This is a genomic window from Undibacterium sp. TJN25, from assembly GCF_049339885.1.
In the GTDB taxonomy this organism is placed as follows: Bacteria; Pseudomonadota; Gammaproteobacteria; order Burkholderiales; family Burkholderiaceae_D; genus Undibacterium.
In genome coordinates, this window is the sequence record NZ_JBMPPM010000008.1 from 160,299 (window position 1) to 184,153 (window position 23,855).

Below are 23,855 nucleotides of genomic sequence, written 5' to 3' on the forward strand. Positions count from 1 at the left end.
CGAAAGTATGCCGCACTGCAGTACCGGGGCGCCTGCCTCTGCGCAAACTTCCTTACGAGGGAAGAGTCCGCTGTCCCGCTGCCCCGTTGCACGATGAGTATTCTTCCCCATTTGATTCAATTAACCTGAATTTAACCTAAATAAGCCACAGCATGAATGCCGAGTCCAAGCAAAACGCAGCGTTGCCCGAAGATGACAAAGACCAGTCGCTGAAAGAAGATATCCGCCGGCTGGGCCGCATCCTTGGCGATACCGTCCGCAACCAGCACGGCGACCAGGTTTTTGAGCTGATAGAGCATATCCGCCAGAGTTCCATCCGCTTCCAGCGCGATGCCGACTTTGCCGCGCGCGAAGAACTGGAAACGACACTGGACAATTTGAGCAACGACCAGACCACGCAGGTCATACGCGCGTTCAGCTATTTTTCACACCTGGTCAACCTGGCAGAAGACCAGCACCATGTCCGCCGCTCGCGCGCCCACCTGATCGCCGGTTCCGCGCCCAAGCGCGGCAGCCTCGCGCATACCATTGATGCGCTCTATAGCAACGGCAACGACACCGGCAAATTGCTGGAATTTTTCAAGACTGCCCAGGTTACCCCGGTGCTGACAGCGCACCCTACCGAAGTCCAGCGCAAGAGCATCCTGAATTGCCAGATGGTGATCACCCGCCTGCTGGACGAGCGCGACCGCATGCAGCTGACGCCTGAAGAGTCGGCCGCTAACGAAGAGGCGCTAAACCGTGCGGTGCTGACCTTGTGGCAGACGCGTATGCTGCGCACGTCCAAGCTGTCGGTGCTGGATGAAGTGGAAAACGGCCTGAGTTTTTACGATTACACTTTCCTGCGCGAGTTGCCGCACCTGTACGCAGGTCTGGAAGACCTGTTGTGCAGCAAGGACGGCGAATTGAAGCAGCTGGAGCTGCCGAGCTTCATGAAAATGGGCAGCTGGATAGGTGGCGACCGCGACGGCAATCCTTTCGTCACTGCCGACGTGCTGGAAAAGACGCTGGCGATGCAGTCCAGCCGCGCGCTGAATTTTTACCTGACAGAGCTGCATACGCTGGGTTCGCAGTTGTCCGTCGCAAACCTGCTGGTGGGCGCGTCCGGGGATTTGCTGGCGCTGGCGCAGCGCTCTCCGGACCATTCGCCGCACCGTTCCGATGAGCCTTACCGTTTGGCAATCAGCGGCATGTACGCGCGGCTGGCCGCGACCTACAGGAAATTGCTGAATGCCGAGCCTGCGATCCATGCGGCCGGCGAAGCGGTGGCTTATGACAATGCCGAAGAGCTGATCGCCGACCTGGATGTCGTGCACCAGTCCCTGCTGGATCATGGCTCGGCGGCGTTGACGCGCGGGCGCTTGCGGCACCTGCGCCGCGCCGTGCGCGTATTCGGTTTTTACCTTGCCCCGCTGGACTTGCGCCAGAATTCGGACGTGCATGAGAGAGTGGTTGCAGAGCTGCTGGAAGCGGCCAAGCCCGGCACTGATTACCTTGGGCAGGATGAAGAGGGCCGCATCAGGCTGTTGCTGGCGGAAATATCATCGGCCCGTCCGCTGGCTTCGCCCTACATCGACTACTCGGAAGATACCCAATCCGAACTGGCAATCTACCGCGGCGCCCGCACTGCGCAGCTGCGCTATGGCAAGGGCGCCGTGCCCAACTGCATCATCTCCAAAACAGACGGCGTGTCAGACATGCTGGAACTGGCCTTGCTGCTGAAAGAGGCGGGCTTGCTGCATCCGCTGGAGGGCAGGCTGGATGTCAATATCATCCCGCTGTTTGAAACGATAGGCGATCTGCAGAACAGCGCGCCGGTCATGGACCGGTTGCTGGGTCTGCCGGAATATGCGGATCTGCTGCAAAGCCGCAGCAATGCGCAGGAAGTGATGCTGGGTTATTCCGACAGCAACAAGGACGGCGGTTTCCTGACCTCCGGCTGGGAACTGTACAAGGCAGAGCTGGAGCTTGTGAAGATATTTGCCAAGCGCCAGGTACGCCTGCGGCTGTTCCATGGCCGCGGCGGTTCTGTGGGACGCGGCGGCGGCCCCAGCTACCAGGCTATCCTGGCGCAGCCGGCCGGCGCGGTGCAAGGACAGATACGCCTGACCGAACAGGGCGAGGTCATCACCGCCAAATACGGCAACCCGGAAGTCGGGCGCCGCAACCTGGAAGTGCTGGCGGCCGCGACGCTCGAGGCCAGCCTGCTGTCCGGCGCCGAACCGGTGCCGCCGGAAGAGTTTCTGACAGCGATGGGGGAGTTATCCGATAACGCCTTCCAGGCTTATCGCAACATGGTCTATGAGACCGAAGGTTTTGAACAATATTTCTGGGAATCGACAGTGATCTCGGAAATTGCCGGCCTGAATATCGGCAGCCGCCCCGCATCGCGCAAGAAGTCAACGGCAATTGAAGATTTGCGCGCCATTCCCTGGGTCTTCAGCTGGTCGCAATGCCGGCTGATGCTGCCGGGCTGGTTCGGCTTCGGCTCCGCGGTGCAAGCCTACCTGAAGGCGCATCCGGAAAACGGATTGGCTACCTTGCAGGCAATGTTCAGGGACTGGTCCTTCTTTGCTACCATCCTGTCGAATATGGAAATGGTGTTGGCCAAGAGCGATATCGGCATTGCCAGCCGCTATGCGCAACTGGTCAAGGACGAGGCTTTGCGCAACCGTATCTTCCCGCGTCTGCAGGCCGAACATGAAGCGACCATCGACGTGCTCAAATCCATCTCCGGGCAAGATGAACTCTTGTCTGCCAACCCACTGTTGAAACGCTCGATCAGCAATCGCTTCCCTTACCTGTCGCCGTTGAACCATGTGCAGGTCGAATTGCTGGAACGCTACCGTAACGGCGACCCGGATGAGCGCGTGCGCCGCGGCATCCATTTGTCCATCAATGGCATTGCCGCGGGATTGCGCAATAGCGGATAGCCATCCCGGGCCGGGAAGTCTGGCCCGCTGCATGCTCGCTGGCAATTTTTTTGCGTGGGCACGGTAGAATGCGGTTTTACAGTCTAGTAAAGAACAAGCAATGAGTGTTCACATTCTGGGTGTGGTCGGCTGGTCCGGGAGCGGCAAGACGACGATGCTGGAAATCCTGCTGCCGCAGCTGTCTGCGCTCGGCAAGGCGGTCAATGTCGTCAAGCATAGCCATCATGACATCAGCCTGGAGCCGGACCGCAAGGATAGCGCGCGGCTGCGCAATGCCGGTGCGGCGGAAGTGCTGCTGGCGTCTCCATACAGGTATGCGGTAATGCATGAGTTGCGCAACCAGCCTGAACCCTCTCTGATGGATCTGCTCCGCCGGCTCACTCCAGCCGACCTTGTGCTGGTGGAGGGCTATAAATGGGAAGCCATTGCCAAGCTGGAAATACATAGGCAGGCGCTGGGCAAACCCCCGCTTTATCCGGACGATACCCTCATACTCGCCGTCGCCGCCGATAGTCCTGCGCCGGAAAACCTCCGTGAGGGATTGGCCTGGCTGGATCTGAACCGGCCGGCAATGGTGATGGACTGGCTGCTTGCATCTCTTGCGGCAAATATTTTCTCCAACGGCTAAAGTCGGCTGTATTTCTGCCGTTATTGATCATATAGAGATACGGAGAATTGTATGGACGTTACCGGAATTGCCAGCTTGGCAACCACTATGGCGGATGTAGGTACCAGCCAGGCGGTAGGCATTGCTGTGCTCAAGAAAGCGCTGGACGCTACCAGCGAAAGCGCAATGGCGCTGATCGAAGCCATTCCCGACAGCCCTACCGTATCCAATCTGCCTTCCCACCTCGGCCGTAATATTAATACGACCGCCTGATGCCGCTGTCGGCGCCTTAATTCTTGCGCCGCGGCAGACACATCTTTCCTTCATCGCAGTTTCCCCATAGCCTTATACCTTTTTGCAACGGTTACAATTTAACTGTTGTCAAACTACGGCGCCCGCTTCAAAAAAACATTCATTCATGTGATACTGCGTGGCAATGTTATAAATATATCCAATAACTAATATATCCAATAACAATAACGCGCGCCGCAGGGATTTCTGCCCGGTAACGCGATATGCCGTTCACTGTTACTTATCTGTTAATATTTTCTCGTGTAGAAGGATAGACCGGGGTTGCCCGTGCCTGCAGCGATGCGGCACTAAACGCATGAAGTGGGATGGGACAGAATTTGAGCGCCAGAGAGATTGAATTAAGCCAGATGACGGTAGACCAGCGTCTTGCCGCATTGGACATCAATGATATCGACATCACGCTGCTCAGGCTGGTCCACCAAAAACTGGTCTCCAATCCGCAAGCCAGTTTCAATATTGCCGGTTATACCTTCCCCGAATTCATTCTTTCCATCAAAAACCAGGAATACGAAGCCACCTGGCTGCCATTGCTGTGGCAAATTTTCCATTACGACCCCGAATCCTTCTTGTCTGCACTGCAAATTTTGCGCAAGGTCGCCGCGCTGGAATTTGATGCGGTCAATCCGCACACTGGCTTGCCGGTCATTGACACTGCGGTTGCCAACGACCTGTCGCAGGCGCCGGTTGCCATGTTGACATTGGACCGCCAAGGGTGCGCGCACTTTGCCAATCCACTGTTCCTGCGCTACTTCGGCTCCGGCGATCTGGCGGGTATCGCAGGAAAAACCGTAGAAGAACTGATCCTTAACGAACCGCTTGCGGCCACGGCAAAGCAATTGTTGCAAGGAGCGCAGTTACCGCATCACCTGCTGGTTTCGCTGTACGACGGCTCCGCGACCCGATTTTTTGAATGCCACGTTGCCTGTGCAAGCTGGCAGGATGAGTCTGTACTGCTTATTACCATGGAAGACACGACGCAGCGCATGAGCTCGCCGGAAGAGCTGCTGCGTTTTCGCATGGCGCTGGACAGCTCCATTGATGCGATCTACCTGATAGACCGCGAACAGATGCGTTTTATCGACGCCAATGAAACAGCCACCAAGATATTGGCGTATAGCCGGGCGGAACTGCTGCAACTGGGGCCGCAAGACCTGAAGCCGGATGCAGGCGAGCTGGAGCGCATTAACAAGCGCTTCGACGAAATCATCCATAGTGATGCCAAGACCGGCATGATAGAAACCGTGCACCAGCGCAAAGACGGATCGCGGTTGCCGGTGGAAGTCTATCTGCGCGCGATGATGTCGGAGCAGAGGCAGATACTGGTTGCGGTTGTGCGCGACATCAGCAGCCGGCTGAAAGCGGAGGCGGACCTGCGCACAAGCGAAGACAAGTTCAGGGGTATCTTCAACCAGGCTGCAATCGGCCTGGCCCACCTGACGCTGGAAGGCCGATGGTTCCAGACCAATAAAAAATTCTCGGAAATCGTAGGCTACTCGCCGCTGGAAATGCAAAACATGTCCTTTCAGGAACTGACCCATCCGGGCGACCTGCAGGCGGACGAAGAAATGGTGCGCGGCCTGATCGCAGGCCATTATCCCAACTATACAAAAGAAAAGCGCTATATCCATAAGGACGGGCATGCCGTCTGGGTCAATATCACCGTTTCGCTGGTGTATGACCGCAACGGCAAGCCGGTATATGCCGTGAGTGCGATAGAGGACATCACCAACCGCAAAAAGATAGAGTGGGACCTGCTGCATTTGGCGAACCATGATTCGCTGACCGGCTTGCCAAACCGTTTGCTGATACAGGACAGGCTAAGCCAGGCGATTGCCCATGCCCACAGGAAGGGTACGCAGACAGGCGTCATCCTGATCGATATTGACCGCTTCAAAAATATCAACGATAGCCTCGGCCACGGCATAGGCGACCTGATCATCGTGGAGATAGGCCGGCGCTTGTCCTTTATCATGAAAGGCGACAATGCCGTGGGACGTCTGGGCGGCGACGAGTTTGTCGTCATGCTGTCGGATCTGGCCAGCGGAGATATGCTGGCAGCCACAGCGCAAAATATCCTGGATGCATTGTCTCAGCCGATGGCGATCTATGAGCATGAATTCTTCCTCACCGGCAGCCTGGGCCTGAGCGTCTACCCCAAAGATGGCGCCGACAGCCAGACCTTGCTGAAAAATGCCGATACGGCAATGTACCGGGCCAAGGACGCAGGCGGCAATAACATGCAGTTTTATGCGCACGAAATGAATGCGCGCGCACTGGCCCGCTTTACCACCGAAGGCGGATTGCGGCGCTCGCTGGAGCGCGACGAATTCGTGCTGCATTACCAGCCGCAGATCGATGTGCTGTCCGGCAGGGTGGTCGGCATGGAAGCCTTGCTGCGCTGGCAGCCGCTCGACAAGCCGGCCGTGGCGCCGGCAGAGTTTATCCCGATTGCCGAAGAAACCGGGCTGATTGTGCCCATAGGCGAATGGGTGCTGCGCGCCGCATGCCGCCAGACCGTGCTATGGCAGGAACAGGGTTTTGCGCCGCTCAGGGTGGCGGTGAACCTGTCGGCCAGGCAGTTCAAGCAAAAGAACATCGTCGAACTGGTCAACAGGGTGCTGGAAGAAACCGGTTGCCGGCCAGAGTGGCTGGAACTGGAAATTACCGAAAGCGTGGTCATGGAAGATCCGCAGTCGGCGACCGATACCTTGCAAGAGCTGAGCGATATGGGGGTACACCTGTCCATCGATGATTTCGGCACCGGCTATTCCAGCCTCAGTTACCTGAAACGCTTCCCCATCGATACGCTGAAAATTGACCAGTCCTTCGTGCGCGACATCAGCACCGATGCGGACGACGCTGCCATCGCGCGCGCGGTCATCGCGCTGGCGCACAGCATGCGGCTGGAAGTCGTGGCTGAAGGGGTGGAAACCATAGAGCAGCTTGAGTACCTGCGCGCGCAGGGATGCGACCTGATGCAGGGATACTATTTCAGCCGACCTTTGCCGCCCGAAGACATAGAAAAATTCCTGATAATGAATAAATCCCGGTCTAGGACGACGCCGATGCCGAAGATGGTCTCGACGAGATAAGCAGCGATGAAGAGCCGAAAAAACGGCGAAGAACCAGCAAAAACAGTATAAAAAAAACCGGCAGACATGCCGGTTTTTTTATGGGCGTCCGGCCAGACCTATTCGGCTTCCACCCGGATCTGCACGTCGCCCAGCCTGACCAGCTGGCCCACGCGGATTTTTGCGGTTTTACGCAATTCCTGCTGCCCATCGACGGTAACCTCGCCGCTGGCGACGATGGCTTTGCCGGCTCCGCCGCTGTCGCACAGGCCGACCAGCTTCAGCAACTGGTTCAATTCTACAAATTCGCCGTTCAGGCTGAAAGTCAATTTTTGCATGCTATTTCCCGTCCAAAAGCGTCATCCAGACCCTGGATACCCGCTTTGATCATATTCAGAGCAGCGCAGCATACACCAGATTGCGGTAGAGCTGCCGGTAATGCGCCCTTTGTTCCGGCGCCTGCATTAACCAGATGGCAATCATGTCCTGCTGCGGATCGATCCAGAAGTAGGTGCCGCCCAGGCCGCTCCAGTTATAGTCGCCGACCGACCCTGGAGTGAATGCGCTGCCGGCGGTCAGCCTGACAGCAAAGCCCAGGCCAAAACCGTAACCGGGGCCGGGCAGGTAGCTGAGCCCGCTTCTGGCCAATGGTAGCTGGCCCAGATGATCGCTGCTCATGAATTCTATGGTTTTGCGGGAAACGATGTGCACCCCATCCAGCTTGCCGTTATTGAGCAGCATGCGGGCAAAACGCAGATAGTCGGCCGCAGTGGAAACCAGGCCGCCTCCGCCGGACAGGAATTGTGGAGGTCGCTTCACATTCAGCAGCTTGACACTGATGCCGCTTTCCGGATCTTGTGCAAAAGCTTCGGCAATACGGTGCTGTTCTGCCTCGGGCACCCAGAAGCCGGTGTCCACCATGCCTAAGGGGGCAAAAATGTGTTTATGCAGGAAGATATCCAGCGTCACGCCGCTGATGCGTTCTATCAGCGCACCCAGCACGTCGGTGGAGCGGCTGTACTCCCACACCGTGCCCGGCTGGTAGGCGAGCGGCACGCTTGCGAGGCGCCGTACCAGTTCAGTATTGGTGATGTCGGATGCTTCCACACTATTGGCCTTATAGGCATCCTTGACCAGCGACTCGCCGAAAATGCCGTAAGTCAGTCCGGAGGTATGCCTGAGCAGATCCTGTATTGTCATTTCCTGGCGCGCGGCTTCCAGCCTGAGCACAGGCTTGCCGTCTTCCCCGGTGGCGGTAACGCCAACCTGCAGGTTCTTCAGTTCAGGCAGATAGCGCGAGACCGGGTCGCTGATCAGCAAGCTGCCCTGTTCGGCCAGCATCATGATCGCAATTGACACCACCGGTTTGGTCATCGAATAGATGCGGAAGATGCTGTTCAGCGACATCGGCAGCTCGCTGTCCGGGCTTTGCCTACCCAGAGCCTGGGCATAGGCCAGCTGTTCTTTCCTGGCGATCAGCATGACGGCGCCGGGGATTTTCCCGGCGTCGATGTCGGCCTGTACGCGGGAAGTCATTTGCTGCAACGCAGATGTGGAGAAGCCTGCACTTTCGGGGCTGGTATTGGATGTGGTGTCGAATGTCATGTCTATGTTTTATACCTGAGCGAGTTGTTGGGTGGCTTTGTCCAGCCACATGCTTAGTTGCACCACCAGGTCGCCCTGGCTGAAGGAACAGCTTTCTTCGCTGAACAGGCTGCCGGCTTCCAGCCTTGCCAATAGATCGTCCTGCACCTGCGCATAGCGAGGCGGCAGCGATGCCAGCAGATCTGCGTGGCTGCGCCATATACGGCAAAATTCCGTCGCAGGCATGGTCTGAAGGCCGAGGGCGTCGAGACTGGTTTTAAGCTGGGCCAGCGAAGTTTGCGGGTTCATGGTGAGGAGTGGCAATCGTTCTTCGGAGCCATTATCTTAACCTGAATGCAAAAAATCGGGAGCGGGCGCCTGAAACTGATCGTGTCCATAGTGCGTACAAGTCATGCGGTGACATAAAGAGGGAAGGTTTTTGCATATGGACATGATTTTTTTAAAAATCTTGTGTAAGGTGTCTATGCTTTGCCCGACTACATGTCAGTAGTTCAAAATACCCGATGCAATACAGAGTATCAGGGTATTACCGTGAAAATTTTGTTCAACCACTGAGGAGTTTCAAATGAATAACAAGGCAATGATCGCAGTAGCACTGGCAGGTTTGTTGGGTTCCACCATGGCGTCTGCAGCTGAACCAGCCAAAACCGAAAAATGCTTCGGCGTTGCAAAAGCAGGCCAGAACGACTGCGCCACCAAAACCGGCAGCCATTCCTGCGCCGGCCAGGGTAAAAAAGACAATGACCCTAGCGAATGGAAAAAAGTACCTGCCGGCACCTGCGAAAAAATGGGCGGCAAGATAGACAAGGCTTAATTGCTTGCCTGGTTTGCACGTGTATCCAGTGCCAGCTGCCTCCCGCGCTATGCGCCAGCCTGATGCCGATGTTGCCGTGGTACGAGGTACAGGCATAGGGTTGCGCAGCCGGCACTACCCGGATTTTATGCACGCTCCGGTCGATATCGGCTGGCTGGAGGTGCATTCGGAAAATTATTTCGGCGATGGCGGCTACGACCTGCATGTGCTGCAGCAGTTGCGCCGGGACTATGCAGTCAGCTTGCATGGGGTGGGCTTGGGACTGGGATCGGCGCAAGGGTTTTCTACGGCGCATTTGCAGCGCCTGCAAAAACTGGTGGAACGTATACAGCCGGGCCTGGTGTCGGAACATTTGTGCTGGGGAGCGATTGCCAGCCGCCAGCTGAATGATCTGCTGCCCATGCCGCTGAGCCGCGATGCCCTGGACCTGGTGTGTGACAGGGTGGATCTCAGCCAGAACGTGTTGAAGCGCAGGATATTGCTGGAAAATGTCTCCACTTATCTACGTTTTGCCGCTGACGACATGTCGGAAGCGGAATTCTTGTCGCAGGTGGCCACGCGTACCGGTTGTGGCATTTTGCTGGATGTGAACAATCTGTATGTCAACCAGCGCAATCACGGCGAGGACGCTTCGCGAGCGTTGCTCCAGCTGGCGGGGTTGCCGGCGGGGACCGTGGGCGAGATACATTTGGCGGGGCATCTGGTCGAGGACAGCTGCCTTGTCGACAACCACGGCAGTAAAGTGGATCCTGAAGTATGGGAGCTGTACCGCCAGGCTTGCCGTTTGCTGGGAAGTGATATTCCGGCGCTGATCGAATGGGATACCGATATTCCTGAGCTGGGTGTCTTGCTGGACGAAGCGCGACAGGCAGAAGAATGCCGGCGCAGCGTCGCGGAGGCAGCTTATGCAGCATAAGCAGATAGATTTGCCGGCGGAGATACAGCAATTGCAGCAGCAGTTTGCCGAGGGTTTGCTGGATTTCGATAAGGCTGGCGACAGCCTGGCCATGTTCAGTTGCGACACGGCGCTGGCAAAAGACAGACTGGCACTGTATCGCGGCAACCTGAACGCGATCTGGAACCAGGCGCTGGTAAATGCCTTTCCGGTCATCTGTCAGCTGGTTGGCGGTGAGTTTTTTGAACAGGCAGCGAGGGAATACGGGCATCTGTATCCGTCGCAGCATGGCGACCTGAATCATTTCGGCGCCAGCTTTGCTGAATACCTGGCGCAGTCGGCATCTGTTGCGGAATATCCGTATTTTGCAGACGTCGCAAGGTTGGAATGGCTGGCGCACCGCGCGTATTACGCCGAAGACGCGCAGGTTCTGGGCCTGGCGGATGTGGCTGCGGCGGCAGTGCATGGTGTGGAACAATTGCGCCTGTTGCTGCACCCGGCCTGTTATCTGTATCAATCTGCGTGGGCTGCAGCTGATGTGTGGCAGGCGCATCAGGTAGAGAGCGAATTATCCTACCCCGAACAATTGCGGCGGGATACTTACGCAGTGGTCAGCCGGCCCGCATGGCAGGTGCGGGTAACGGTGGCAGGCAAAGCGTCCTACATCGCATTGCAGGCATTGATGAAGGGCAAGTTGCTGGGCGAGGCGCTGGAATTGGCCTTGCAGGAGGATGCGCAGTTTGACATTGGGCAGGAGTTGGCCCGCTGGTTCGAGGCCGGAATGTTTTGCCAGGCGGTGGCCGTTGCACCCGGGCAGAATACGCAGTAACGCTGTTTAGTCTGCAGACAGGCTCGCGGGTATCGGGCTGGCCAACGCAGCATAATCGATAAAATCAACAGGAAAAAAACATGAATGGACTCTTGCGTTTGCATGGGCTTAGCACCCGCTTTGACGGCGTTTTGCAATTATGGGGCGGATCGCTGATCGCGCTGGCCTTGCGCCTGTTTGTCGGCTGGCAATTTTTCAAGGCCGGCATGGTCAAAATAGGAGACTGGAACGGCACGCTGTCGCTGTTTCGCGAAGAATATACGGTTCCCCTGTTGCCGCCTGACTTCGCGGCCGTCATGGGCGCCGGTGGTGAACTGGTGTTTCCTGTGCTGCTGTTCGTGGGGCTGTTTTCGCGGCCTGCGGCGCTAGGCTTGTTCTTTGTCAATGCGATGGCGGTGATCTCTTATCCGCAATTATGGAAATTTGAATGCCCGGCAGCGATCAACGACCACATGTACTGGGGCATTTTATTGCTGGTGCTGATGGCATTTGGTCCTGGCAAGTTGTCGCTGGATAGCTGGATCGGCAGGCAGCGGAATCGCTAGCGCTCGAGCGCAATAAAACAAAAGCAAGCTCATCCGTTTCAACGCCCGCTGCTCCACGTAGCGGGCGTTTTGCATTTCAGCACGTGTAAACTGCTGATTGCGTGATTTTCCCCACTCATCCCCGCATTTTTTGTTCTGGCCGCCGATTTATGCAGTTCGTCGCATACAGGTCGCCCGGCTGCATTGTTTATCTTACAGTGCCACCATCCGCAAATAGTTGATGCATGGCCGGACTCGGCGAACTTCTTTGCAAATGTACGGTCTGAACCTTGCAGCTCGCGGGAATATAAAGACCATTGAAAACTAGGGTGGCGAAAATGATAAAAATCTCACTTGGCAATTGATTTATCCAGCATTTCAAAGCAGCATACGCCGCAAGCGTACTAAGCTGTAGCAATGGGCCGCGCAGGTCCCGCAATGCTCTGGTGCAGTACAGCAAACACACACTATAAAAGTAAAATCATGAAGACAGACAGCATACAGTTAGCCCCTCCTTCCCGTCGCCGCTGGCGCATTCCCGTCATTGGCCTGGTAGTCATTGGTATTGCCGGAGGAGGCTGGATGATGTATTCGAAAAATACGTCGGCACAGGCGCACACGCCGAACAAGGGCGATGCCAAGAAAGAAGTGGTGTTTGAGCTGGCGCCCGCGGATGTGACGCAGATCAAGTTGCGCGAGGTCGCTGTGAACCTGCCGATCTCCGGCTCCCTGATGCCGGTCAGCCAGGCAACCGTCCGCTCCAAGGTCGCTGCCGAAGTGCTGGAAACCCTGGTGCAGGAAGGTATGCCTGTCAAAAAAGGGCAGGTCATCGCCCGTTTCGACGGCGCCGACCTGCGCGCCCGTTTGACGACGCAGGAAGCGCTGGTGGATGAAGCCAAGGCAAAATTGTCGTTGGCGCAGAAAAACCGCCAGAATAATGAAACCCTGTTGCAGCAAAAATATATTTCACAGAATGCATTTGATACGATGCACAACGGCGTGGAACTGGCACAGGCCAGTTTGAAATCCGCGCTGTCGCAGCGTGAGGTCGCGCAGATCGCAGTTACAGATACGCTGATCAAGGCGCCCGTGGATGGCATTGTCAGCAAGCGCAGCGTGCAGGCCGGTGAAAAAGTATCGCCTGATAGTGCTTTGTTTACAATCGTCAACCTGTCGCAGCTGATCCTGGAGGCACAGGTGCCTTCCAGTGAAATTCCGCGCATCAGGATAGGCCAGACCGTCAGTTTCAATGTGGATGGCTTTAATAACCGCGGTTTCAGCGGCAAGGTAGCGCGCGTGAATCCGGCAGCCGAGGCCGGTTCGCGCTCCATGCTCGTGTATATCGAAGTTAACAATACAGACGGCGCCTTGAAAGGCGGCATGTTTGCCAAAGGCAACCTGACGCTGGAGAAAACCGGCGCCTTCCCTGTCATGCCGCTGAGTGCCATGCGCCTGCAAAACGGCAAGGACGTTGTCTACAAGGTTGTCAACAACCAGATCGAGCAGCAGCCCGTGCGGCTGGGCCTGCGTAATGAAGACGAAGGTATCGTGCAAGTGCTGGAGGGCTTGCAGGCCGGCGCCCAGGTCATCTCCGCCAAGCTCGATGAGATCAAGCCGGGCAGCAAGGTGACAATGCCGAAATTGCCGTCAGCGGCGGCCGTCGCCGGTTCGGCATCTCCCGTAGTTCCCGCGTCTTCGACAAAGGGTTAAGCCATGTGGATCACTAAAATCAGCATACAGAATCCGGTCTTCGCCACCATGCTGATGGTAGCGCTGGTGGTGCTGGGCCTGTTTTCCTACCGCGGCCTGGGGCTGGAACAGATGCCGGACGTGCAGTCGCCGGGTGTGTGGATGGAAGTTGCCTATCCGGGCGCGTCGCCGGAAATCGTCGAGAATGACCTGACCAAGCCGCTGGAACAGGTGTTGAACACGATTAGCGGCGTCAAACGTATCCTGGCCAGCTCGTACGAAGGCCGGGTCGGCATCTGGACTGAATTTGAGCTGACTGTCAGCCCTGATAAGGCAATCCAGGAAGTGCGCGACAAGGTAGCGCAGATACGCACGGGATTTCCGAAGGAAGCCAAGGAGCCTTTGATCGTCAAAGGTGGCAGTGACGGTAATGAACAGCCGGTAGTGCAGCTGTCGATCAGCTCTAAGACCCGCAGCCTGCGTGAGTTGTCGACGATGACGGACCAGATCATCAGCAAGAAGCTGCAGGGGGTGCAGGGTGTGGGCAGGGTGGACGTGCGCGGTGCGGTAGTACGCCAGGTGCAGGTGTCGCTGAACCCGGACCGCATGTCGGCCAATAATGTCGGCGTCAATGAAGTGCTGACGGCGATCCAGTCGACCAACCAGAATATGCCGGCTGGCCTGATTACCCAGGGCTCCAAGGATCAGCTGGTGCGGCTGGAGGGCAAGATCTCCGACCCGCGCGGCTTCAACAAGATCATCGTCGCCCGCCATGCCGGGGCGCCGGTTTATCTGGAGCAGGTGGCGGATGTATCGGATGGCGAGCGCGAGGAAACTTCGATCTCGCGCGTCAACGGCCAGCGTGCGATTGGCGTGGCTATTACCAAGATCCAGGACGCGAATATCGTCAAGGTCGGCGACGGCATCATGGAGGCGATCAGCGACCTGCGCAGCCGTCTGCCCAAGGACGTGAACATCGTCGTCAACTATAACAATGCCGACAACGTCAAGAAATCGCTGGCCGGCGTCAAGGAAACGATACTGGAGGGCGCAGGCCTGACAGTGCTGATTGTTTTCCTGTTCCTGCATTCATGGCGCAGCACGATCATCACTGGCCTGACATTGCCGATTTCGGTGATTGCAACCTTCATCGCGCTGAAGGCGTTTGGCTTTACGCTGAACTTTCTCACGCTGATGGCGCTGTCGCTGTGCATAGGCTTGCTGATCGACGATGCGATCGTGGTCAGGGAAAACATCGTGCGCCATCTCGGCATGCGCAAGGATCACAGGCGCGCGGCGGAAGACGGAACCAACGAGATCGGCCTGGCGGTGATGGCGACGACTTTTGCGATTGTTGCGGTGTTCGTGCCGGTGGCTTTCATGGATGGCATGATAGGCCGCTTCTTCTTCCAGTTTGGCGTGACGGTGACCGTTGCGGTGCAGGTGTCGCTGTTTGTCAGCTTCACGCTGGATCCTATGCTGTCTTCGGTATGGCATGACCCTGTCGAGAATCGCTTTAAACGCCTGCCGTGGCTGAAAAAAATGATGGACGGCATGGAGCATGGGCTGGACAAGGTGCATGTGTTGTACGGGCGCATGCTGGAAGGCGTGCTGGCGTGGAAAAAAACTACGCTGCTGGTGGCGTTTGCACTGTTTGCCGGCAGCTTTTTCCTGTTGCCGATGATAGGCACTGAATTCACGCCCGACACCGATGACAGCCAGATTTCACTGAACCTGAAGACGCCAGTAGGTTCCAGCCTCATCTATACGGATGGCAAGGCGCACCAGGTGGAAGAGTCGCTGAAGGGCATGCCTGAGATTGTGTCGGTCAATACCAGCATTGGCATTGACGGCGAACGCAATACCGCCCAGGTGGCGCTGAAGCTCACTGATCCGCGCGTGACACACAGGAAATCGCAGAAGGAACTGGAAATGGTGATACGCCAGCGTCTGAAAAATATACCAGGCATAGAGTTGGGCGTAGGTTTCAACAAGCCGATTTACGTTGCGATCCTCGGACCCGAAGCGGACAAGCTGCAGGAAGTGGTGAACAGGATCATCCTGAAGATGGGTGCTATCAAGGGCATCGCCGATCTGGAAAGCAGCCTGACAGGCGCCAATCCTACCGTGCTGGTCAAGGTCAACAATGAACTGGCGAACGATCTCGGCCTGTCGGTGCAGCAGATCGGCTCGGCGTTGCGTCCTTTCGTTGCTGGCGATACGCTGGGTCAGTGGCTCGCGCCTGATGGGCAGAACTATGAAATCAATGTGCAACTGCCCAAATCAGGCCGCCAGAAGATATCCGACCTTGGCGAGCTGTCGATTGCCAGCGACAGGCTGGATGCTACCGGCAAGCCCATCATGGTGCCGTTGCGTCAGGTCGTGCAGTTTATTCCCGGCACCAGCCCGCGCGTGATCAAGCGGCAGGATCTGGAGCGGCGCGCTGCAATCTACGCCAACGTCGAAGGCCGCCCGGCCGGCGACGTGGGCGGCGACGTGCAGAACCTGATCAAGACCATAGAGCTACCGCCCGGCTACCGTTTTGATGTCGGCGGACAGACCAAGGACATGCAGGATTCTTTCAGCTCGGCGGTGGCGGCCCTGGGGATTGCAGTGATCTTCATCTACCTGATCCTGGCCTCGCAGTTCGGCAGTTTCCTGCAGCCGCTGGCGATCATGACGTCGCTGCCGTTCTCGCTGATCGGCGTTTTGCTGGCGTTGCTGGTAACGGGAAGCACGCTGAACATCTTCTCCATTATTGGCTTCATCATGCTGATGGGGCTTGTGACCAAGAACGCGATCCTGCTGGTGGATTTCATCAACCAGTCGCAGAAGAAAGGCATGTCGCAGCATGATGCGATCATGGCCGCCGGACAGGTACGCCTGCGGCCCATCCTGATGACCACGCTGGCGATGATCTTCGGCATGCTGCCGATGGCGATAGGCCTGAGCGACGGCGCCGAATCACAGGCGCCGATGGGCAGGGCGGTGATAGGCGGGATCATCACCTCCACCATGCTGACGCTGCTGGTGGTGCCCATCGCCTATTCGTATATGGACAAGCTGGGCTTATGGGGCAAGAAATACTTCGGCGGCAAAACCCACGTTGCGCCTGTCACTTCTCCTGGTTCCGGGGCGGCGCATACCGAGGCGGATGCCGCTTGACGAAAAGCAACAGATCGGTAAGAATCGCAGCCCGTTTGGTCGTTCTGCCGGTTTGCTGTAGCGATGCAGGAAGGATTCTGCAATGAAAGGCCGGGGTTTGCAGGTAGTTGATTTGAAATAGCTATTTCATTTAAATGATATGTTTGCTTGCCCTGAAACGCACTACCGGCGCTGCCCGTAGTGCGTTGTTTTTTCCAGAAGGTTTACTCTAGAATTGTATGGAATTGTATTTTTCACTATGCGCCATATTACTCAAATGACATACTAATGGATAAGTTTTAGAACGACCGTTCCATTACTTGCATAAAATCTATCATAGGAGACAAAAGATGCGTCAATACACCCTTGCGCTGGGCGTGCTCTCAGCTGCTGTTTTGACCGCCTGCGGCGGCGGAGACGGTACTCCCGGCCCGACACTGGACACCACACTGGCGCGCGGCTCGCTCGTTGCGAACCCGCCTAACCTGGTGCCTATCCCGCAGGCTGACGGAACGGCTGTCACCAAACTCGATCCGGTTGTGTTCAAGGCCATGCTCGAAGCCGGCCAGCCGGGCATTACCCAGGTTACCGGTGTGCCGAAATGCGCGATCACCACCTATTACATGAAGTACGGCACTGTCGGCGGCGCCAACGAAGCGACCGATGCGACCGGCGCCATCATGGTGCCGTCAGGCACCGATCCTGCCTGCGCAGGCCCGCGCCCAGTCGTCCTGTATGCACACGGCACCACGGTTGAAAAATCTTTCAACATGGCTAACCTTCGCGACAACGCAGAATCCTCACTGGTTGCTGCGATGTATGCTGCACAGGGCTTTATCGTTGTTGCTCCGAACTATGCCGGCTACGACGTTTCCTCGCTGCCTTACACACCTTACCTGAACGCTGAACAGTCCGCCAACGATATGGTGGATTCGCTGCGCGCCGCGCGCAAGGCATTCGCGACCATTGGCGCTTCCGATTCCGGCAAGCTGGTCATCGCCGGTTACTCGCAAGGCGGCCACGTTGCGATGGCAACGCAACGCGCAATGCAGACTACTTACGCCAGTGAATTCAAAGTGACGGCGCTGGCCGGCATGTCCGGCCCGTATGCGCTGGGCTTGCTGGGCGACACCGTGTTCAGCGGCGCTCCCAATGCCGGCGGCACGGTATTCATCCCGCTGATCACCACCAGCTGGCAGAAATCCTATGGCGGCCTGTATTCCTCGCCTAGCGACATCTATGAAGCCAAGTATGCGACAGGTATCGAAACGCTGATGCCAGGCCCGTTGACGCTGACCGGCCTGTTCACGTCGGGCAAATTGCCGCAGACCGCGCTGTTTGCAAAAGATTCGCTGCCAGGCCCTGCCACACCGGCATTTGCTGCTTTCTTCGGCGACGGCAATCTGGTCAAGACTAGCTTCCGCAATGCCTATCTGGCGGATATGCAGGCTAATCCTTGCGGCGCCAATCCGGCAGATCCTCTGAACTGCACACCGGCCAGCCCTTTCCGCAAAGACGGCCTGAAAAACGATCTGCGCAATTATGTACCTAACGTTCCTGTGATGATGTGCGGCGGCAATGGCGACCCTACCGTGTTCTTCGCGAGCACCCAGGCTACCGCCGGCTTCTTCCTGGCCAAAGGCTATCCGGCTGCAGGCCTGACGGTACTGGATGTGGATTCCGCTCCTACCAGCGCTGCCGATCCTTTTGCCGCAGCCAAGGTAGGCTTCGCCCAGGCTAAGGCTGGCGTGATTGCTGCTGCCACTGCCGCCGGTCAAAACCCTGCAGTTGCGGTAGCTGGCGCTTACCACGCCACACTGGTGCCACCGTTCTGCAATGCAGCGGCGCGTGGGTTCTTCCAACAAGTTCTGGCACGTTAAGGCGAGGATAAAAAGATCATGAAAAAAACACAAATCGCTATTGCTTCCGTGCTTGCGCTGGCTTCCCTGTCAGCACTGGCGGATGAAAATTTCCCTAATACCGTCCGCATCGGTTACGCGCACATCGCCGTTCACTCCGACGCGCCCAGCCTGTCCAGCAACGGCCCGGATTTCCTGACGCCGCAGCCTGCCGGCCTGACGGTGGAAAACGCCAATACCGTCTACATCGGCTATACACGCAGGCTGACAGCCAACGTGGATATCGATCTGGCGCTGGGCATTCCACCTGAGCACAACAACCGCGGCACGGGCACGCTGGCGCCATTCGGCGTCATCGCCAAGGTCAAGCAGCGCGCGCCGACGATGTTCGTCAATTACTACTTTGGCGATGAAGCGAATGCTTTCCGTCCTTTCGTCGGCCTGGGCCTGAATTACACCCAGTTCTACGATGCGCGTTCGACGCCTTCCGGCGATCTGGCTGCCGGCGGTCCGACCAAGATCAAGCTGCAGGATTCTGCCGGCTGGGCTGCGCAGGTTGGCGCCAAGTACAACATTACCAACCGCTGGTTCCTGCTGGGCTCCATCGCAACGGCAGACGTCAAGTCTCCGCTGACGGCAACCACAGGCAGCATAGAACGCAAGACCATCATCAACTTCAGCCCTGTCGTGTTCACGATGACAGCTGGATATAGTTTCTAAGAGCTTTTTAAAAAGCTGAATCGACGCTGTTGTTAAAACGGGATCCGGAGCAAGCTCCGGATCCCGTTTTTTTATGTGCAAGGCATTTTTATGCGGAGCATATGCCTACCTGCCGAGCAAGCCTTTCAACTTATCCTGCAGTTTGCTTTTCAGTTCCTGTTTCTTTTCATCCAGCACGGGTTTCGCTTTTTCGGCAATCGCGGATTTCAGCGCATCGCCGGCAATCGCGCTCCACTGTATGTTGTAGCCCAGTGCGGTCAGAGGGCCGCTGATGTGCACCGGTACCGTGATGTTTTTCAGCTGCGCCAGCTCTGCGCCGCCTTGCCCGGCGGCCGTATTGACGGCAATGACGTTGGCCGTGTAGTCCAGGCTGCCGTTGACGACGTTCAGCGTACCGTTGCCTCCCGCCCGCAGGAACGGGGATTTGAGTGAAAGATCGTCGCTTTTCCCTATGCCGTCCTGAAGATGCATGGATGCCGACAATGAGGAGAAATCGGTTTTCTCCGCGGTGCTGGCAGCTTGGTGTTGATCTGATTTTGCCAATATCCTGTTCTTGAAATCGCGTAGCGATTTAGCCAGGTTGATGCCCTTCACCGCGCCGTCATGCAGTTCCGCGGATATGTCCCCCTCCAATGCCCGCTTCATTGCACTGGCGGTTGTACCCGCGGTATTCAGGTTCAGCACCAGCTTGCCGCGCCCTTCAAGGATGTCATGGCCCAGCGCATCTTTCAGCAAGGGATTGACGCTGACGTCCGTCAGTGTCGTGCGCAGTGCAAAGTGGTTGGTGTTGGCGTCAACGACGGCGCTGCCGGAGAGTGCTCCCTGGTACAGCCGGGCGGACAGCGGCGCCATTTCCAGCTTGCCCTGGCTGGCTTTGAGCGGCAAGGACACATCGCTAAACCTGATCTTTTTCAACTGCAACTGGCCGATCTGCACATTGCCGTTCAACTGCAGGGTTTTCAGCGCCGACAAGTCCAGAGGTTTTTCCGGCTGCGCTATTGCTGGTGGCGCCGATGCGGGTATTTTCTCCGCCGCAGCGGGTGCCATATAGCGGTCCAGGTTCAATCTGTCTATCGCCAGTTCAAACTGTGTGCCGGCCCGGCCGAACTGCGCCGCGGCGAAACTGCCGTTGATGGTGCTGTCGTCAAAGCGACTGTGGAGACTGCCGGCCAGCGTCTGCTTTTTAAGATCTATATCAAGCTTGCCGGTCACTGGCAAGGCTAGCGTTTTTTGCGGCATGCCGGGATCTTCCACTTTCAGACTGGCATTGATATCCGGCAAGCTGGCATAGCGCAGCCCGGGCTGGGCGCGCACCGTGCTTTCTATCTTGCCCGAGATGGTGCGCGCGCCTTGCTTTTGGCTTAGGTTCAGTGCCAGGTTTTTTATCGTCAGTTCCCGCGAGGTGCCGCTGATGCCGCTGAGCTGGTAGCCCAGCTCCAGACTGCGTGTTCCGCTTAGCGTAAAATTGCCTTTGACTGTATCGCCGCCAGCGCTGTTCTGGTCTATGGCGAGCCTGGGCGCTTCCAGGTTCAGTTCCGCCTTGTCTTGCCCCAGTGGGGCCTTGGCAGTCAACGCCAGGCCGACTACTGTCAGCGCAGGAGTTTTCCCGTTATATTTCAGGTCGTCTGCCTTGGCGACGATGTCGAAAGCCTTGCCGGCATCGTTATCCATGCTGCCTTTTGCAAACAGATCCAGATTACTGAGTTCTGCCATGCCTGTTTCCAGATCAAACAGCAGACCGGTTTGCGCGGTGATTTTTCCTTGCAGCGCCGGTTGCCGGAAATCCAGTTCGGTAGAAAATTTCAGTTCCGTCGCGACCTTGTCGGTCAGCCTGCCGCTGCTGAAATCCAGCTTGTTCAGGCTGCCCGATACGTGATTGACGGTATCCTCAATGTGGATGGTGGCGCCGGTCAGCGCGATGCCCTTGATGTCGAATTTCATTGCATCGCCGGCTGCTTCGTCCTTGTGCAGCAGGTCGTCTGCATTGCCGGATGCCGCATCATCTTCTGCATGCCGTTCCAGCGTCAGTTCCAGCCCGTCTATCGCTATGCTGTCGAGTACGATCTCTTTCCGCAGCAGGGGCAGCAGCGCCAGCGAGATGTGCGCGGATTTCAGCATGGCGAAGCCGGCCTCGCTGTCGCGCGCGGACAGGCTGGTTTTGCCTAGGTCCACGCCCAGGCTGGGGAACACGCTGAGTTTGATGTCACCGTCGATGCTGAGCGTGCGCTGCTTCTTGTCTTTGACGAGCTGGACGATACGGGTTTTGAACTGGTTGGCATCGAAGCCAAATGCCAGGTAGCCGAGCAGCGCGCCGAATAGCAGCGCCAGCAGCAACAGCGAGAGTCCGATGATCTTGACGAGCTTGTTCATGGCAAGGACCGGGTAGCAGGAAGCTAGGCCCGCAGCGGCGTGCAGGCACGAATGGCATTTACTCTACCATAAGCCGCCGACTGGCTACCTGGAACTCTTGTAAGCTGCCTTGCAAAGATGTTTCAGGTTGCTACACGGTTGCGGCCGGCTTCCTTGGCACGGTACAGCGCCGCATCGGCAGCGGCGATCAGGGCCTTGCCGTCTTGTCCGTCGCCGAGCGTTGCAAGGCCGAAGGACGCGGTGATGTGCGGCAGCGGCTTTTGCATGTCGGCAAAGACCCGCGTCTTGCGCAGGCGGGCGCACAGCCTTTCTGCTACTGCCAGGGCCGGCTGCTCGGCCGTATTGGGCAGGATGACCATCATTTCCTCGCCGCCGTAGCGGGCGGCAAAGTCGCTTGGGCGCAGGCCGGCATTGAGCACCTTGGCGGCGCTTTGCAGCGCATCGTCGCCCAGCAGATGGCCGTGTTCGTCGTTGAACCGCTTGAAATGGTCCAGGTCCACCATGATGATGCTGATCGGCGTGGCCGTTGCATGTGCACTGTCTATCAGACTGGGCAACTGGTTGTTCAGCCAGGCGCGGTTATGCAGGCCGGTCAGGCCGTCTATCATCGACATCTGGCGGTAGAACTCGCCCACTTTCTGGCGGTTGCGGATTTGTGCATTGGCGGCGCGGATGCGGAAAGACAGCAGCTGCAGCAGGTTGCGCGCCACGCCGTTGGACTCATCGATCAGGCGCCACATGGTTTCCGCTTCAATCACCAGTAATTCGCTGTCGAGGATGGCGGCAATGGTAGCGGAATGGATTTCCTCATCCAGCACCGAGATTTCGCCGACGCACTCGCCCGGCAGGTACTGGGTGATGGCGTTCTCGATCAGGTTGGTATTGTCCAGCCCGAGGTCCAGCTTGGTGATGCCCAGCGCGCCCTGCAGCACGATGTACAGACGCGCGCCGGAGCTATGGACGTCCAGCACGACCTGTCCCGCCTTGGCCTTGACGACGTCACACTTGCTGAGGATATTGCCGATGACCCCAAGGTTGTCGTCTGTGATGTCCCGGAATAAATGGATGTCGCTGAGCTTGTAGTTGGTATTGCCAAAGTGCATCAAGTGTTCCAAAGTCGCCTCTTCCACTACAAATAAAATGATTGCCGCCTCTCACTTGATTACTATAACGAAAGCTTGAGCCCCTGCACAGGGGCTTTGCGGCATCATGTATTTATTTATGTCGGATTTGACAATACTTAACACCACGCTCAACTTTTAATGCTGAGCGTGGTGCGGGTTTTTACTGCACGATCTGGTTCAGCGCATCGAAGCGCATTTCGGTTTCATGGAAGATCGCATGATAGTCGGCTTCCCCCAGCGCCACGATATTCCAGGCAGCTTCGGAGACGACTGGCATCAGGTCGTCTTCCAGGCCTGCCAGGTCCAGTGCGTGTACGATGGCGTCGGCAATGTGAATGATGGCAGCAATAGGGCTCAGGTCTTCAATGCCCGGTTCGGCGTAGCCAAGTATCGCGTCCTGGATCGCTTCCGAGAAGTTCCAGTGCGCCGCCAGCGCCTGGCCTGCCTGCACATGGTCCACGCCCATCACCTTGCGTTCTGCCTCCAGCAACTGGCAGTCATGCTGCTTGCGATAGCTGAGCACTTCCTGGTACTGGTCCGGGAAACGGGTAACCAGCACCAGCCGGCCTATCGTATGCAGCAGGCCCGCAGTGAACGCGAAGTCGTGCTTCATGTGCAGCGTGCGGGAAATCAGTTCGGCGCAGACGGCAGTGGCGATGTTCTGTTGCCAGAATGCCTTGAAATCGAAGCCCTTGCAGCGCGATACCGGGAAGCTGGTCGTTAGTATCGTCATCCGTATCAGGTTCTTGACGTTCTTCACGCCCAGCATGGCGACCGCCTGCTGCAGGGTGACTACCTTGGAATTGGAGCCAAAATAAGAGGAATTCGCCAGGCGCAGCGTTTTTGCGGCCAGCGACTGGTCCATTGATACTTTTTCGGCGATCTTGTCCAGGCTGAGGTCATCGTCGTCCAGGTTGTTCAGCATTTCCTGCGCAACGGCGGGCAGTGTCGGCAGATCCCGGATCTGGGCGATTACTTCATCCAGCGATATCTGGTGCTGCTGGTCGGATGGTGGCAGGTTCATTCCGCCTCCGCCCTGCGGTAATTGCGCACATAGTCATGCAGGAGGCTGGTGGGCGCAGGGTAAGGGCCCTGGCGAAACAGCACGTCCAGCCTGTCGGCCTTTTGCTGATAGTCGACAATCTGTTCTTGCTCCGACAGGCTTTCCTGCGCAATGGATAATTGCGGAATCGCATGCTGGCCGATGGACTTCAGCATGCCGGCCGTCAGCGTCGTGCCCGCCGGCAGCAGGATGTAACCCTGCTTGTCCAGCAGATCGTCGGCCAGGGTCATGCCCGGACTGACTTTGGAAATTGGCAAATAACGATGCCGGTTTATCATGATGATCTCGAATAACGT

General features: G+C 57.2%; 19 protein-coding genes. 12 read left to right on the forward strand and 7 right to left on the reverse strand.

Going from position 1 to position 23,855, the window contains the following annotated elements; all coding sequences use genetic code 11:
* Positions 1–152 precede the first annotated feature (152 nt).
* The 4 genes from ppc (at position 153) to ACO0LO_RS20395 (ending at position 6,944) form a co-directional block, all read left to right on the forward strand.
* The gene (gene ppc / locus ACO0LO_RS20380) at positions 153–2,933 is read left to right on the forward strand and encodes a phosphoenolpyruvate carboxylase (RefSeq protein ID WP_422966823.1); all 2,781 of its coding nucleotides are present in this window, start codon (positions 153–155) and stop codon (positions 2,931–2,933) included.
* A 100-nt stretch (positions 2,934–3,033) separates the two neighbouring features.
* Entirely contained in the window at positions 3,034–3,561 is a 528-nt protein-coding gene (gene mobB / locus ACO0LO_RS20385) for a molybdopterin-guanine dinucleotide biosynthesis protein B (RefSeq protein WP_422966825.1), read from the forward strand.
* Between the two features lie 51 nt (positions 3,562–3,612).
* Entirely contained in the window at positions 3,613–3,813 is a 201-nt protein-coding gene (locus ACO0LO_RS20390; RefSeq protein WP_422966827.1) for a YjfB family protein, read from the forward strand.
* A 344-nt stretch (positions 3,814–4,157) separates the two neighbouring features.
* On the forward strand, positions 4,158–6,944 hold the full coding sequence (locus tag ACO0LO_RS20395) for an EAL domain-containing protein (protein WP_422966829.1): 2,787 nt from the start codon (positions 4,158–4,160) through the stop codon (positions 6,942–6,944).
* Between the two features lie 98 nt (positions 6,945–7,042).
* On the opposite strand, the gene ACO0LO_RS20400 is transcribed toward ACO0LO_RS20395, so the two are convergent.
* Genes ACO0LO_RS20400 through ACO0LO_RS20410 form a run of 3 tightly spaced genes read right to left on the reverse strand, consistent with a single transcriptional unit; the run spans position 7,043 to position 8,831 of the window.
* Positions 7,043–7,261 carry an RNA-binding S4 domain-containing protein gene (locus ACO0LO_RS20400; RefSeq protein ID WP_422966830.1) on the reverse strand — a complete coding sequence of 73 codons (219 nt, stop codon included), beginning with the start codon at positions 7,259–7,261 and terminating at the stop codon, positions 7,043–7,045.
* Positions 7,262–7,316: 55 nt separating this feature from the next.
* Positions 7,317–8,528 carry a serine hydrolase domain-containing protein gene (locus ACO0LO_RS20405; protein ID WP_422966832.1) on the reverse strand — a complete coding sequence of 404 codons (1,212 nt, stop codon included), beginning with the start codon at positions 8,526–8,528 and terminating at the stop codon, positions 7,317–7,319.
* Between the two features lie 9 nt (positions 8,529–8,537).
* Positions 8,538–8,831, reverse strand: a complete 294-nt coding sequence (locus ACO0LO_RS20410; RefSeq protein ID WP_422966834.1) for a hypothetical protein — start codon at positions 8,829–8,831, stop codon at positions 8,538–8,540.
* Positions 8,832–9,093: 262 nt separating this feature from the next.
* On the opposite strand from ACO0LO_RS20410, the gene ACO0LO_RS20415 reads away from it, so the two are divergent.
* The 8 genes from ACO0LO_RS20415 (at position 9,094) to ACO0LO_RS20450 (ending at position 19,002) form a co-directional block, all read left to right on the forward strand.
* Positions 9,094–9,342, forward strand: coding sequence for a DUF2282 domain-containing protein (locus ACO0LO_RS20415; protein ID WP_422966836.1), 249 nt, complete (start codon positions 9,094–9,096; stop codon positions 9,340–9,342).
* Positions 9,343–9,469: 127 nt separating this feature from the next.
* On the forward strand, positions 9,470–10,258 hold the full coding sequence (locus tag ACO0LO_RS20420; protein ID WP_422966838.1) for a DUF692 domain-containing protein: 789 nt from the start codon (positions 9,470–9,472) through the stop codon (positions 10,256–10,258).
* Positions 10,248–11,066 carry a putative DNA-binding domain-containing protein gene (locus ACO0LO_RS20425; RefSeq protein WP_422966840.1) on the forward strand — a complete coding sequence of 273 codons (819 nt, stop codon included), beginning with the start codon at positions 10,248–10,250 and terminating at the stop codon, positions 11,064–11,066. The genes ACO0LO_RS20420 and ACO0LO_RS20425 overlap by 11 nt, the downstream gene beginning before the upstream one ends.
* An 80-nt stretch (positions 11,067–11,146) precedes the next feature.
* Complete coding sequence (locus ACO0LO_RS20430; RefSeq protein WP_422966842.1) at positions 11,147–11,611, forward strand: DoxX family protein; 465 nt, start codon at positions 11,147–11,149, stop codon at positions 11,609–11,611.
* A 462-nt stretch (positions 11,612–12,073) separates the two neighbouring features.
* Positions 12,074–13,300, forward strand: coding sequence for an efflux RND transporter periplasmic adaptor subunit (locus ACO0LO_RS20435; RefSeq protein ID WP_422966844.1), 1,227 nt, complete (start codon positions 12,074–12,076; stop codon positions 13,298–13,300).
* Positions 13,301–13,303: 3 nt separating this feature from the next.
* Positions 13,304–16,444, forward strand: coding sequence for an efflux RND transporter permease subunit (locus tag ACO0LO_RS20440; protein ID WP_422966846.1), 3,141 nt, complete (start codon positions 13,304–13,306; stop codon positions 16,442–16,444).
* Between the two features lie 329 nt (positions 16,445–16,773).
* Positions 16,774–18,303 (forward strand): alpha/beta hydrolase family protein, encoded by a 1,530-nt coding sequence (locus tag ACO0LO_RS20445; RefSeq protein WP_422966848.1) that lies wholly within the window; start codon positions 16,774–16,776, stop codon positions 18,301–18,303.
* 18 nt (positions 18,304–18,321) lie between these two features.
* Positions 18,322–19,002, forward strand: a complete 681-nt coding sequence (locus ACO0LO_RS20450; RefSeq protein WP_422966850.1) for an OmpW/AlkL family protein — start codon at positions 18,322–18,324, stop codon at positions 19,000–19,002.
* Between the two features lie 105 nt (positions 19,003–19,107).
* Here ACO0LO_RS20450 and ACO0LO_RS20455 read toward each other — a convergent pair whose 3' ends face one another.
* The 4 genes from ACO0LO_RS20455 to ACO0LO_RS20470 all read right to left on the reverse strand — a co-directional run bounded on the left by ACO0LO_RS20455 (position 19,108) and on the right by ACO0LO_RS20470 (position 23,837).
* Complete coding sequence (locus ACO0LO_RS20455; protein WP_422966852.1) at positions 19,108–21,372, reverse strand: AsmA family protein; 2,265 nt, start codon at positions 21,370–21,372, stop codon at positions 19,108–19,110.
* A 122-nt stretch (positions 21,373–21,494) separates the two neighbouring features.
* A complete protein-coding gene (locus ACO0LO_RS20460; RefSeq protein WP_422966854.1) occupies positions 21,495–22,475 on the reverse strand; it encodes a diguanylate cyclase in 981 nt (326 codons plus the stop codon).
* A 181-nt stretch (positions 22,476–22,656) separates the two neighbouring features.
* Complete coding sequence (locus ACO0LO_RS20465; protein ID WP_422966855.1) at positions 22,657–23,520, reverse strand: HDOD domain-containing protein; 864 nt, start codon at positions 23,518–23,520, stop codon at positions 22,657–22,659.
* Positions 23,517–23,837 (reverse strand): hypothetical protein, encoded by a 321-nt coding sequence (locus ACO0LO_RS20470; protein WP_422966857.1) that lies wholly within the window; start codon positions 23,835–23,837, stop codon positions 23,517–23,519. Before ACO0LO_RS20470 ends, ACO0LO_RS20465 begins: the two co-directional genes overlap by 4 nt.
* Positions 23,838–23,855 lie beyond the last annotated feature (18 nt).

Coding starts and splice junctions, on each gene's coding strand:
- ACO0LO_RS20470 (WP_422966857.1), bottom strand. CDS start 23,837: ATGATAAACCGGCATCGTTATTTGCCAATTTCCAAAGTCAGTCCGGGC.
- mobB (WP_422966825.1), top strand. CDS start 3,034: ATGAGTGTTCACATTCTGGGTGTGGTCGGCTGGTCCGGGAGCGGCAAG.
- ACO0LO_RS20445 (WP_422966848.1), top strand. CDS start 16,774: ATGCGTCAATACACCCTTGCGCTGGGCGTGCTCTCAGCTGCTGTTTTG.
- ACO0LO_RS20435 (WP_422966844.1), top strand. CDS start 12,074: ATGAAGACAGACAGCATACAGTTAGCCCCTCCTTCCCGTCGCCGCTGG.
- ACO0LO_RS20440 (WP_422966846.1), top strand. CDS start 13,304: ATGTGGATCACTAAAATCAGCATACAGAATCCGGTCTTCGCCACCATG.
- ACO0LO_RS20455 (WP_422966852.1), bottom strand. CDS start 21,372: ATGAACAAGCTCGTCAAGATCATCGGACTCTCGCTGTTGCTGCTGGCG.
- ppc (WP_422966823.1), top strand. CDS start 153: ATGAATGCCGAGTCCAAGCAAAACGCAGCGTTGCCCGAAGATGACAAA.
- ACO0LO_RS20425 (WP_422966840.1), top strand. CDS start 10,248: ATGCAGCATAAGCAGATAGATTTGCCGGCGGAGATACAGCAATTGCAG.
- ACO0LO_RS20450 (WP_422966850.1), top strand. CDS start 18,322: ATGAAAAAAACACAAATCGCTATTGCTTCCGTGCTTGCGCTGGCTTCC.
- ACO0LO_RS20405 (WP_422966832.1), bottom strand. CDS start 8,528: ATGACATTCGACACCACATCCAATACCAGCCCCGAAAGTGCAGGCTTC.
- ACO0LO_RS20400 (WP_422966830.1), bottom strand. CDS start 7,261: ATGCAAAAATTGACTTTCAGCCTGAACGGCGAATTTGTAGAATTGAAC.
- ACO0LO_RS20415 (WP_422966836.1), top strand. CDS start 9,094: ATGAATAACAAGGCAATGATCGCAGTAGCACTGGCAGGTTTGTTGGGT.
- ACO0LO_RS20420 (WP_422966838.1), top strand. CDS start 9,470: ATGCACGCTCCGGTCGATATCGGCTGGCTGGAGGTGCATTCGGAAAAT.
- ACO0LO_RS20395 (WP_422966829.1), top strand. CDS start 4,158: ATGGGACAGAATTTGAGCGCCAGAGAGATTGAATTAAGCCAGATGACG.
- ACO0LO_RS20460 (WP_422966854.1), bottom strand. CDS start 22,475: ATGCACTTTGGCAATACCAACTACAAGCTCAGCGACATCCATTTATTC.
- ACO0LO_RS20390 (WP_422966827.1), top strand. CDS start 3,613: ATGGACGTTACCGGAATTGCCAGCTTGGCAACCACTATGGCGGATGTA.
- ACO0LO_RS20430 (WP_422966842.1), top strand. CDS start 11,147: ATGAATGGACTCTTGCGTTTGCATGGGCTTAGCACCCGCTTTGACGGC.
- ACO0LO_RS20465 (WP_422966855.1), bottom strand. CDS start 23,520: ATGAACCTGCCACCATCCGACCAGCAGCACCAGATATCGCTGGATGAA.